Annotated in this window: 8 protein-coding genes; 5 read left to right on the forward strand and 3 right to left on the reverse strand. The window is 53.8% G+C overall.

Annotated features, from left to right (window positions below; all coding sequences use genetic code 11):
- Positions 1 to 251: 251 nt before the first annotated feature.
- Positions 252 to 1706 (reverse strand): alkaline phosphatase D family protein, encoded by a 1455-nt coding sequence (locus SH528x_RS30890; RefSeq protein ID WP_442507269.1) that lies wholly within the window; start codon positions 1704 to 1706, stop codon positions 252 to 254.
- Positions 1707 to 1925: 219 nt separating this feature from the next.
- Between SH528x_RS30890 and SH528x_RS30895 the strand changes: the two genes are divergently transcribed.
- The 5 genes from SH528x_RS30895 to recA all read left to right on the forward strand — a co-directional run bounded on the left by SH528x_RS30895 (position 1926) and on the right by recA (position 8528).
- Entirely contained in the window at positions 1926 to 2297 is a 372-nt protein-coding gene (locus SH528x_RS30895; protein ID WP_442507270.1) for a hypothetical protein, read from the forward strand.
- Complete coding sequence (locus SH528x_RS30900) at positions 2294 to 4498, forward strand: hypothetical protein (RefSeq protein ID WP_442507271.1); 2205 nt, start codon at positions 2294 to 2296, stop codon at positions 4496 to 4498. The genes SH528x_RS30895 and SH528x_RS30900 overlap by 4 nt, the downstream gene beginning before the upstream one ends.
- Positions 4495 to 5463, forward strand: a complete 969-nt coding sequence (locus SH528x_RS30905; protein WP_442507272.1) for an ATP-binding cassette domain-containing protein — start codon at positions 4495 to 4497, stop codon at positions 5461 to 5463. Before SH528x_RS30900 ends, SH528x_RS30905 begins: the two co-directional genes overlap by 4 nt.
- Positions 5460 to 7097 carry an ABC transporter permease gene (locus SH528x_RS30910; protein ID WP_442507273.1) on the forward strand — a complete coding sequence of 546 codons (1638 nt, stop codon included), beginning with the start codon at positions 5460 to 5462 and terminating at the stop codon, positions 7095 to 7097. Before SH528x_RS30905 ends, SH528x_RS30910 begins: the two co-directional genes overlap by 4 nt.
- 303 nt (positions 7098 to 7400) lie before the next feature.
- Positions 7401 to 8528: a recombinase RecA gene (gene recA / locus SH528x_RS30915; protein WP_442507274.1), complete on the forward strand. Its 1128-nt coding sequence runs from the start codon at positions 7401 to 7403 to the stop codon at positions 8526 to 8528.
- 364 nt (positions 8529 to 8892) lie between these two features.
- Here the strand turns inward: recA and SH528x_RS30920 are convergent, their stop codons facing one another.
- On the reverse strand, positions 8893 to 10581 hold the full coding sequence (locus SH528x_RS30920) for a glutamine--tRNA ligase/YqeY domain fusion protein (RefSeq protein WP_442507275.1): 1689 nt from the start codon (positions 10579 to 10581) through the stop codon (positions 8893 to 8895).
- 76 nt (positions 10582 to 10657) lie between these two features.
- Positions 10658 to 12013: a cytochrome c gene (locus SH528x_RS30925; RefSeq protein WP_442507276.1), complete on the reverse strand. Its 1356-nt coding sequence runs from the start codon at positions 12011 to 12013 to the stop codon at positions 10658 to 10660.
- Positions 12014 to 12122 lie beyond the last annotated feature (109 nt).

A 12122-nucleotide genomic window follows, 5' to 3' on the forward strand; every position in this document is an offset into this window, starting at 1 on the left:
CCGCCCCCATCGAGGCCGTCATCTACTTTTATAACGGTGCGGCGCAAGCCTGGACTGCAAAACTTTCGGGTTGTCCTGAATTCTGTTCGCGCAGCTTTTCTGCCACCTCTCCCCCAACTTCGTCGGCAGAGAGGTTACTGCAGTATAGACCGGAGGTGAAACTCTCCCCCAAATTTGATGTCAACCCGAAAGTAGATGGCATGGGGCGTCAGCGACACTCAAAACACCGAATGACTTCCAATCGTGGATGTTTATCGCTCTTTCGCAACCTCGTACATCAGCTTGCCGTGGTCATCGTGAAATTGGATTTGCAATTTCGACTTTTCCTTGTCGGGGCTGACCGAGACGAAAAGAAAACCACCCGTCGGTTCGTCATAAGTATAGGGCTGCACAATTTTCCCGTCGGGATCGGTGCCTCGCTTTGAACCCGGTGGCACGCCGCGGCGTGAATTTTCATCGTTCAGCGCTCCGCAGCCAAACTCTTCCACCCCGCTCGGATGGATACTGTGGTATTGCCAATGGCGATCGCCACAGAACACCATCAAATTTTCGATCCCATGCTGGTTTGCCCAAGCAAAGAATGAGTCGGCTTCGTGTCGAAACCCGCCAAGATTTGTGTGATTGTCTTTCTTGTACGCGTCGTCCGGCCCGACCATCGGCGTGGGGCTGATGATAATCTTCCACGCCGCGTCACTTTGCTGCAGTGACGCTTCGAGCCATTCGCGTTGTTCTTTGCCCCACAGCGATTTGTCGGGGCCATCTTCCATGCGATTAGGCGAACGAAAATCGCGGCCTTCGGTGAACCACAATTGCAAGTCGCGACCAATGCGGTGCGTTCGGTAAGTGGGCGAATCGTGATCATCGGCGGCATGAATCGGCATCTGCTCGCGGAACAATTCGATACCTGATTGCGGAGTAGGCTTTTTCTCGCCCAGCATGTCCGCATCATTGAATCGGAAATCATGATCATCTTTGGACCAATAAGCAGGCGTCTTACCAAAGAATTCTATCAGCCGGGGGAAACGAAACTGCTCGTGCCATTTCCGTCGCAGCTCCGGAAGTAGCTTTGCCGCGGCGTTATTGGGTTTATCGTAATAGACGATATCTCCCGTTCCGACAAAGAAATCAGGCTCGAGCTTGCTCATCGAAGCAAACACCGGATAACCGAGTTGCTTGTCCTCCGCAATCGCCGTGACCGGACCGCCCCCATTTGACTTTCCGCGAAGGAACGAATCGTAATTCATGCAACTGCCCATACAAAACGTAACATCGGTCGCTTGGTCCTCCGCTGGCAACGTCTTGAATTCACGCGCGGGACCGGTTCGCAGCGACTTGGTCTCGGTCCCGATGTGAACGCGGTAGTAATATTTGGTATCGGGCAACAACGATTCGATCGGGCAGCGTACGACAAAGTCATGCTCCGCGTTGGCGGTCAACCATGCTGTCATCTTCGACGGATCGAAGTCCGCATTTTGTGAATACTCAAACTGAACGCTACCTTCAGCTCCAGGAACGTCACCGTTGTCGTCAAGCGTCGGCCCTGGTGCCCTCGTTAACCGCGTCTGCAGCAGCACCGAAGTCGCCGTCGCTTCGCCCGCGAATTCTCCTTGAGCATGAAACGCCGCCGACTGGGCAACGACATACTGCGGAATTCCCAACGACGACAAAATCAGTGCAGTGGCTAAAAAATGGGTTCGGTTCAACATTGCGATCAAAACAGGAGTGAGTGGATTTAGTGGGCCCGCTCAATAGATTAATCGATTCCGATTCCAACGTCGAAGCCGGCCTCGATCAAAGTGAGGCAGGATCCTTAATACTCCAGAATCAACCACGGACGGCGGACAGACGTTACACTGATTTCCTGCGTCCCATTGCGGGGTTCGATCCCAATCGCGTCACCGTTGCTCTTCACGGTAGTCATCACAATGTCTCAAGATCCGTCGCCCCAAGATCCATCGATCCCGTGTGCTGCAGACGAGCCGCTGCGTGAGCGTCTGTTTCCTCAGCTCTCACTTAAGTTCCTGTTGAAATTGACGGCAATCTGCGCAGCGATGATGTGGGCGTTTCGCGCTGGCGCGATGGACAATCTGTTTTGGGCAAAGTGTCTTAGCGTGGTTTTGATGACGGCGATGGCATGTTTTTTTGCCTACGCCGTCATGTTTTGCATCGCTTATTTCCTGGCCGGAGTCAGCGGCGCGATCCTTGAGCCGTTTCACCAGAACCGGCCACTACCGCCCAGCCCTGGATCCGCTTCGCTCCACTCTCAAACGTCGACCCCCACGAAGGACAACGCGTGAACCCGCTCACTCGCCTTTCGCTGCTGGTCGCCATCACCTTGTTGGCGATGCCGGGCAGCGAACTTTATGCCCAGTCCGACCCCAATGCGCATTCATTGGCAACGCTGCCTGCGAATTTTCGCAAGGCTGGCTTTTCGATGACCGTCCACATGTCAAAAGTGGCTGGCAATGGCTATCAACCGATCTACTTGAGCTTCGCCAGTCCGCTGGGAAGCTTTCCTACGGATCGGACCTTTGACGTCACCTTGTCGCCTCGTGGGAATTCGACAAGCGATATCGACTTCAGCTACCGATTTCGTTGTCAGGTCAAACAAAAGACAACCCTCGCACGATTTGTCGTTTATGTTCCCTACTACGTCCCCTGGGAAACGATCTTTATCGAAGTGCGAGACGACGGACGGACGGTTGAAGGTGGCAAACAAATCGCGTTCGCCAATCAATTGACAGTTCGTCATGCGGACCAAAAGACTACTGTCGGCATCATCCACCCGACACTCCAACAACTCCCCGCATCGGGGTTGCCCGCGTTCCCGGACATCCGCACGCTGATCACGGTATTGGGGGAAGGACCGATTGACGAGGCCGTGGACGTGCCGCGACTTTCACACGCCGAATCGCTGCAACGCGTCACTCAGGTCCAACCGGCATGGGTTCAATTTCGCAACATCGCACCCGAGTCGATGCATTCCTCATGGCTGGGTTATTCACAACTCGATGTCATTCTGATTCACGGACCAACGCTTGAGACAATAGCCAGTAGCGGCCCCCAAGATCGATTTGAAGCGCTGCGTGATTGGATCGCCGCCGGAGGGAACCTGTGGATCTATGATGCAGGCGGACTTGCGTTGCCGTTTACGAATCTAAAACCGGTCACTCCGGGACAAGTCGTGGCGCCCGCGCGAGTCAAAGGCATGCTAAAACTGCAAGACCAAAACGACACCACGGCCCTCGAGTTTGAATCTTGGTCCGGCGTCAGCAAAGGATCCAATAATTGGCAGTGGCAACAAAACAACAACACGCTGTCATCACGCCAAACCGTTTTTGACAAACTGGTCAAAGTGAACCATCCGACCATCCAGAGTCTTCCTGCTAAATCATTGGCGTCGACAATCAAGACCGCATCCATGGGTCGAGGCACGGTCACCTCGATTGACGACGTTGATCCATTTCCCGGATCGCTCCAGTTGTGGCAAACCGTCGCCAGACTGCATGGGAAAAACCAAGTTCAGTGGGTCGAGCGCAACGGGATCGATGTCCGCTATGGTAACGACCATTACTGGAGCTGGTTGATCGAAGCGGTCGGCGGTCCCCCGGTGAAACTGTTTTTTCTGATCAACACCGTTTTCATCCTGATGGTGGGACCACTGAGCTATCGTTTTTTTCGCAAAAACCAGCGGTTATACCTGTTGCTTTTCTCTGCTCCCGCGCTTGCACTGCTGGTGACGACCGGCTTGTTTGCCTCTGCGATTCTCGCAGATGGTTTGGGAACCCGGTTGCGAGCCAGACAAATCACATGGCAAGACGCTCAGGCGGGCTATTTGGTCCGCAACGATCGATTGACCTATTTTTCTGCGGTGGGAAAAAGTAGCGGACTGCAATTCAACGACAGCACCGCTCTGTTTCCCGTACTGAACAAACCAGCGGAAAACCGATATTACGGCAGTGGTCGCAGCGGGGCCGCCTCGTGTCAAATCGAAGCCGGCAATGATTACCAACAATTCTCTGGCCAATTTCTGCCCTCACGATCTCAGGTTCAATATCTCAGCCTTGAACCTCAGAAAGCAGGTCCGCTCGTCACATTTTCTCAAGCAACCAAAGGCTTGATTGTGACCAACGAATCCGACGAACCGCTGTATCAAGTTGTCGCCTGCGACGACCAACAGCGGCAATGGATCACGAAAACCGTCGCCCCTGGGAAATCGGTTCCGATGAAGTTACTGCAAAGTGGTTCCGCTGGAGCTGAGATCCGCGTTTCGCCAATGGAACTTGCAAGTTTGGTTCCCCGACTTCGCCGCGCCTATTACAGTCGAGGCAGCACAGGATCGCAAGTTTCAACCATCGACCAAACGCTCAATGGATGGCTTGGCCGTCTGCCTGCAAACCAATTTATCGCAACGACTGCCCTGAGAGCCGATTCGCTTGGAATGGATGACGTCGAGATCGAAGATAGCGTTCATGTCATTATGGGAGCTTTGAAATGATCGCGACAACTTATAACGCGACATCGTATGCGGGACCGATGATCGAACTGAATTCGCTGTGCCGCACGTTTGGGACTACCCATGCGGTCGACAATGTTTCGTTCGCAGTCCCAAAAGGCAGCGTGTTTGGCTATATCGGGCCCAACGGGGCGGGCAAGACGACCAGCATGCGAATCCTATCGACGCTGGAATTGCCGACATCGGGCGAAGCGTATATCGAAGGGCTCTCCAGCGTCAACGATCCCGATCGCGTGCGTGGTCGATTGGGTTTTATGCCCGATGGTTTTGGCACGTATAGCGACACGAACTGTATCGAGTACCTCGATTTCTTTGCCAGATCGTACGGTTTGGTCGGTCGCGAGCGAACCCGGCGTTTGCGTTGGGTGATCGACTTTACTGGCCTGCGTCCGTTGGCGACCAAGCCGATGCGAGGGCTGAGCAAGGGGATGCGTCAACGACTGTGCCTAGGACGTGCACTTATTCACGACCCTCCGGTTCTCGTCCTTGACGAACCCGCTGCGGGGCTCGACCCGCGTGCCCGAATCGAGCTACGTCAAATCATTCGTTCGCTCGCTGCGGAGGGCAAAACGATCTTGATTAGCAGCCATATCCTGACCGAGCTTGCCGAGATGTGCGACCGCGTTGGAATCATCGAACGCGGACGATTGTTGGCAACCGGCACCGTCGGAGAAATCCGCCGCACCTTGCAACCGCACCGCGAAATTTTAGTTCGGGTGGCGTCAGACGCGGCACGCGCGGCGGAACTAATTTCCCAACACGATCAAACTAAGGATGTGAAGGTAGTCGATTCCATCATTCGGTTTTCGATCGACGATGGTGACGCACCGCAAATCGAGATACTCCGACTCCTCTGTGACGCTCGCATCGATGTGCTCGAGTACTCACCATGCGACCACTCATTAGAAGATGTTTTCTTGCAAGTCACCAAGGGGCATGTGCAATGAGTGATTCCGCATCAGTAAAAATGCCACTTGAACTTCACAGCGAACCCGTCCTGATAGATCCAGACGAGGAACATCCGCTGCTTCGCGACACCGACCGACCAGGATGGTGGGGATGGATCGACAAACAAAGCGAGCAGGTCTCGCGGCATTTGAATCCGATCTTGATCAAAGAAGCACGTCAATCGCTGAAGAGCCGACAATTTGCCGTGACGTTCTTTCTATTGCTAATCGCGTCCTGGTTTTGGATGATCATCGGTGTCGTCACGCTTGCACCGGACATCTATTTTGTGCCTTCGGGCGCCGATTTGATGTCAGGCTACTACTTTCTGTTGGCCATTCCCATGATCGCGATGGTGCCGCTTGCTGCCCACCGATCGTTGGCCGCCGAACTTGACGAAGGCACCTACGAACTGCTGGCGATCACGAGACTGACGTCGATGCGAATCGTGACCGGCAAACTCGGCAGCGCGGTCCTTCAGATGCTGGTCTACTTTGCTGCGCTCGTTCCCTGCTTTGCGTTTTGCTACCTGCTGCGGGGCATCGACATGGTGATGATTGGCACCACAATCGTGTTGGTATTCGGCGTTTCGATTTTATTGACCACGTTTGGATTACTGCTGGCCACCGTTGTCCAGAATCGCGCGGGGCAAATCTTCACGCTGCTTGTCTTGCTCGGCGTGATTGTGTTCGCCGAATTTTTGTGCGGCGCGTTTGTTCTCGAAGTCATCATGCGGCAACAGATTTTCTGGAACGGCGAGGGCGTCGTGTTCACGCTGCTGTTTTCAGCGGTGACGGTTTCCTGCATGGTGATGTTTGTGCGTGCCGCCGCAGCGCGGATTGCTCCGATTACCGAGAACCGATCAACACGGTTGCGCTGGATCATGTTCGCGCAACAATTGATTTGGATCGCCAGTATCGCGACGCTGGCCCTGTGGTACTCCGAAGAAGAAGTCCTGCAGTTTGGGATCATGATCCTGGGTGGCTACTGGCTGTTGATGGGCACGTTGATGCTAGGGGAATCATCCGAGTTAAGCCCGCGGGTTTTGCGAACGCTTCCGCAAACCACGTTTGGGCGGATGATGATGCTGTGGTTCAGCCCTGGACCGGGCACCGGGTTCATGTTTGCCATTGCCACGGGTTGCGCAGGCATGCTGTCGCTTGGGATCGTGGCGTTGATGTTTGGTATCAGCAATGCGGCCGAACCGATCACCTTTGCGTTTTTGATGATGGGTTATTTGATGATGTTCTTGGGAGGCAGTCGATTGATTGTGCTGCCAATCGCGTGGCGAGTGGGGAATACATTTGCGATTCCTTGTTGCGTCACAGCGGCCCTGCTGACATTAGGTGTGATTGCGCCATCGATTTTCATGGCGATTACGACGGGCGGCCCCTCACAACAATACGGGCTGCAAGAGTTCACGAATTGGATGTGGACGATCGATCGATCGTTTAGCCGCAGTACCAGCATCGAAGCGGTCGCGTTTATTACCTTCCTGTCGGGCGGCGTGATCTTCATCGTAAATCTGTTTTTGCTGATTCGTGAATTCACCTATCGCCGCGTCGCAATCCCCGCCCGCGTAATCGCCGATTCGCAGTCGGACAAAACGGAGCCACAGACCGACTCTGCCGATTAACGCGACTTTGCTAGCAAAGCAGAGTTTGACGACGAATAATTGTCGGTGAGGGACCGTGCTAGAAATATTTCAGAAAAAGGTTAGGGCGTTGACCAGACGTGTCTGGACCACCTCGGATACTAAGAGTGTGGCAAGTAAAGCAGGCTGCAAAGCAAGTTTCGCGGTGCGAATTACCGCCAAAACAAACCCAATGCTTGGCAGTACCACCTTACACCGGTACGATAAACGCGTTCACCTCACTAAAAGATTCACTCATCTAGGTGTGGGAACTTTCACGGGGATTTTCTGAAAGGGAATATTACAGTGGCTAAGAAAGCAGCAACAAAATCAGCGGCAACCAAAGGCGCAAAAGTCGATCCAAACTTAAAGGAAATCCTTTTACGTGAACCAGGATTAAAAACGACGCTTCAGCAGATCGAAAAAACTTTCGGCGAAGGCGCGATCATGCCTCTCGGGGCGAACCAGAAATTCAAAATCAACGGCATCCCGACAGGCAGCCTTGGATTGGACATGGCGTTGGGTGGCTTCGGCGTTCCACGCGGTCGTATCATCGAAATCTATGGTCCGGAATCCAGCGGTAAGACAACGCTCGCCCTGCATATCGGCGCCGAAGCACAGAAACTTGGCGGCATCGCAGCAATCATTGACGCCGAGCATGCGTTTGACCCTAGTTGGGCCAAAAAGCTTGGCGTCGAACTCGACACGCTGCTGGTCAGCCAACCAAGCAGTGGTGAAGAAGCGATGCAGATTTGCGAAATGCTGGTCAAGAGTAATGCCGTCGATGTGATCATCATTGACTCGGTCGCCGCGTTGGTTCCTAAGAAAGAACTTGAAGGCGAAATTGGCGACAGCCATGTTGGTCTGCAAGCTCGATTGATGAGCCAGGCGATGCGAAAGTTGACTGGAGCGATCTCCAAGAGCAAGTGCTGTGTGATCTTCATCAACCAGATCCGTGAAAAGGTCGGGGTGATGTTTGGCAGCCCCGAAACCACCCCGGGTGGTCGCGCGTTGAAGTTCTACGCATCGTGCCGAATCGACGTGCGTCGTATCGGAGCCCTGAAAGATGGCGAAGAACAAGTCGGCCAACGCGTCAAGGCAAAGATCGTCAAAAACAAAGTGGCTCCGCCGTTCCGCATCGCTGAGTTCGACATGATGCACAGCAACGGGATCAGCTACGAAGGCGACTTGCTGGATCTTGGTACGACTCACAATATCGTCAACCGCAGTGGTGCATGGTTCAAGTACGGTGAAACGTATCTTGGGCAAGGCAAAGAGAAGGCTCGCAACTTCTTGATCGAAAACACGGATGTCGCGGACGAGATCAAGCAACAAGTCCTGGCCGCTGGAGGGTACGCTTCACCGCTCGAAGAGGGTGAAGAAGCGGAAGTTGCCAGCGAGGACGCGGAAGTCGCGAACGTGAACAACAGCTAGGTTGCTTCAGCTGAATCGACACTTAAACGAACAGGCCACGGTTTACCGTGGCCTGTTTTTTTGTGGAGTGAGTACGGTGATGTGCTGTGATGTGATTGAAATCTCTTACTCACGCGTTTTGAAGATGCTTCATTTTGTGCCGGAGGCACTTTACGTGATAGCCTTGGACTTTAGTCCAAGGTTTCGGTTCTGAAATAGACACCAAGTCGCGGAGCGACGCTTTGTGGCGAATGATCGAATCGCAAAACGTCCCGCTGGGACTCGATTGATGTTGACGGAAACTCCTCGGACTAAAGTCCGAGGCTATCGAAAATAGTCGCTCCGCGACAGCAAATAACGCAACTTCAAAACTTCCGCAAGCGATCTAATTCGCTTTGCCTTTGGCTTCCATCTTGCCCCAGGTATCACGAAGCGAAACGATTCGATTGAACACCATTTTCTGCGGCGTCGTATCGGGATCGACAACGTAGTAACCCAATCGCTCGAACTGAACGCGATCGCCTGGTTTAGCTTCTGCCAACGCAGGTTCGAGATACCCGGTGATCACTTTCAGTGAATCAGGGTTCAAGTAATCGACAAAGGTTTTGCCTTCCTCGGGGTCACCCGGGTTTTCGATGGTGAACAATCGGTCATACAAGCGGACCTCGGCCTCGACCGCATGATCGGCACTGACCCAGTGAATCGTTCCTTTGACTTTGCGTCCGGAGGAATCGGAGCCACTTTTTGTTTCCGGATCATAGGTACAGAGGATCTCGATCACGTTGCCATCGGCGTCCTTGACCACATCGTGACAATCGACGATGTATCCAGCACGCAGACGCACTGCGCCGCCTTTCTTCAGACGAAAGAATTTGCGAGGAGCTTCTTCGCGGAAATCTTCTTGTTCGATCCACAGGCTTCCGGAAAAAGGGATCTCGCGTTTGCCCGCCGCAGGATCTTCGGGATTGTTGATCGCCTCGGTCATCTCGACCTTGCCCTCGGGCCAATTCGTGATCGTCAACTTGATCGGATCCAACACCGCCATTCGTCGAAGTGCGACAGCGTTCAGATGTTCACGAACGGCGTTTTCAAGCCGAATAATATCGATCGTACTGTTGAATTTTGCGATCCCCGCATCCGCGCAAAAGTTGCGGATCGATTCGGGCGTGTAGCCTCGGCGGCGGTAACCCGAGATCGTCGGCATCCGCGGATCATCCCAACCGTTGACGTAGCCCTCTTTGACCATTCGCAACATGTGACGTTTGCCCATCAACAGCGTGCTGAGTTTCAGCTTGGCAAACTCGATCTGTCGTGGGTGATGGATGCCGAGTTTTTCACAGTACCAATCGTACAGCGGACGATGATTCTCGAACTCGAGCGTACAAATCGAAAAGGAAATCCCTTCGATCGAATCGCTTTGCCCATGGGTCCAATCGTAGGTCGGGTAGATGCACCAAGTGTCACCGGTGCGATGGTGAGTCGCACGCAGAATGCGATACATCACTGGATCTCGAAGATTGATATTCGGCGATGCCATGTCGATCTTAGCGCGTAGCACGCGTGAGCCGTCGGCGAACTCTCCCGCACGCATTCGTCGAAACAGATCCAGGTTTTCCTTGACGGTGCGATCCCGAAACGGGCTATCGCGGCCTGGTTCGGTCAGCGATCCACGATACTCGCGAGTCTGTTCGGCGGTCAGATCACAAACGTAGGCGTGGCCTTCGCTGATCAGTTTTTCGGCCCACTCGTACAGTTGGTCAAAGTAGTCGCTGGCGTAGTGCAAACTATCCCACTCGAAGCCCAACCAACGGATGTCTTCTTGAATCGAATCAACGTATTCCGTCTCTTCTTTGGTGGGATTGGTATCGTCAAAACGCAGGTTGCATGTGCCGCCGTATTCTTTGGCCAGTCCAAAGTTCAAGCAGATACTTTTCGCGTGCCCGATGTGCAGATAACCGTTCGGCTCAGGCGGAAACCGCGTAAACACTCCTGCAAAACGCCCGACAGCCAAATCGGCATCAATTGCCTGTTGAATAAAGTGCTTGCTTTCGCGTTTCGCTTCTTGCTCGCTCATAATCGCTTTGACTAATTAAATATAGAGAATAGAAAGTGCAACTTCGCTGGCGTAAATCACGCTTGAATCGCTGTCGCTAGATTGCAGGGCTAGCTTTTGGCTTGGCACCAACCGATTCGCTGGGCGTCGCATCGGCCCCGGCGACTGCTGCATCCTCGGCATCCGCGGTTTGCAGCGAGCGAATGAAGTTGATCAGATGCCAAACATCTTGCTTTTCAAACTGGCCTTCGACAAACGTCGCTGCGGGCATCGGGCTACCATCAATCCCTTGGGTGATGCGGCGGTACAGATCACTGGATTCTGAGCCTCCGTGGAACAAGCCTTCCGAGAAGTTCCGTGGCACTGCATTGATCGGTGGCAGAGCGCCGCGGGCCAGCAGCGGGATCAGCGATTCACGATCTTCGGGTTTGATCCCGATCCGTGCGGTCCAGTCTTTGGTCCATTCGTCGTAGTCGGTCGTCTGGCCGTTACCAAGTCCCTTTTCACCGTGGCACTTGCTGCAGGAGGCCACCTTGCCAACAAACAACTCACGGCCTCGCTCGACCGATTTTGCCAACGCATCGGCTTGGTCACCTTGGCTCAGCTTGACGAAATCTTTGTGCGAACTGGCCACGGGAAAATCAGTCGGTAGCTCCGGCACTTCGAGCACTTCGTCTTCTGCTTCGAGCCATGATTCGGCGATCCCCATTGTGATCTCTTCCGAAATCTCCCATTGCTCTTCGAACTCTTCTTTCTTTTCTTCGTCGGGGCTGTTGGCCAATTCCGGATCGATAATGCGTTCGCCGCCTTCGAAATCGACACCTTCCATCACAGCGTCGTCAATCAAAGCTCGCTCGGTCTCTCCACGCCACGACAGATAGATCACGTAGTCGACCAATGCTTGAACGTCGTCTTCGGACAACTCGGGGATTTTGACCATTGCGGTGCCAGCGATCCCGTTGCGAATCGAACGTGCGATATCTTCTCGCGTCGGCTTGTAGCTGAGCGGAGTCGATTTGAACTTGAACACACCCATGCGGTAATCACGTGGATAAGGATTCAAGATCGCCGCCGTGGTACCGCGTCCGTTTCCGGTCACGCCGTGGCACAACGCACAATGTTTGCGGTACAAGCCACGTCCCTCGGCATCGACAGGTCCCGAGGCACGCACGAGTCGATCGAGATCCAGCAAATCGGCAAAATCCTCTTCCTCGGCAACAAAGTCGGGCAACTTTGGCTCGTCCGGAGTGCCGAACATTTTCGTCACGACCCACATCGAGTCTTTGGAGGCTTGATCCATCGAGACGTTGTCTTTGATTTGGTACTTCATCGCGTGGACAAAGTTCGGCTCGAAAGTAACCGGCGTCTCTTCACGTTTGCATCCGGCAGCGACAACGCAAACAGCCACGCACACCACAATCGCGACGGGGGATGAGAAACGGAAACGTTGCATGGCTAACACTCGCAATGGAACAAAAGGGGGTGACGGAATATCCACAATACAGTTTACCCGAAATCGCACTGATTCTGCATGGGCACAGATTGTCGCGGTTTTGTTCGGC

Origin of the sequence: Novipirellula methanifontis, assembly GCF_052161655.1 — a bacterium.
GTDB lineage: Bacteria > Planctomycetota > Planctomycetia > Pirellulales > Pirellulaceae > Novipirellula.

Excerpts from the sequence above, each read along its gene's own strand:
- SH528x_RS30890 (WP_442507269.1), bottom strand. The coding sequence starts at position 1,706 with ATGTTGAACCGAACCCATTTTTTAGCCACTGCACTGATTTTGTCGTCG.
- SH528x_RS30920 (WP_442507275.1), bottom strand. The coding sequence starts at position 10,581 with ATGAGCGAGCAAGAAGCGAAACGCGAAAGCAAGCACTTTATTCAACAG.
- SH528x_RS30910 (WP_442507273.1), top strand. The coding sequence starts at position 5,460 with ATGAGTGATTCCGCATCAGTAAAAATGCCACTTGAACTTCACAGCGAA.
- SH528x_RS30895 (WP_442507270.1), top strand. The coding sequence starts at position 1,926 with ATGTCTCAAGATCCGTCGCCCCAAGATCCATCGATCCCGTGTGCTGCA.
- SH528x_RS30905 (WP_442507272.1), top strand. The coding sequence starts at position 4,495 with ATGATCGCGACAACTTATAACGCGACATCGTATGCGGGACCGATGATC.
- SH528x_RS30925 (WP_442507276.1), bottom strand. The coding sequence starts at position 12,013 with ATGCAACGTTTCCGTTTCTCATCCCCCGTCGCGATTGTGGTGTGCGTG.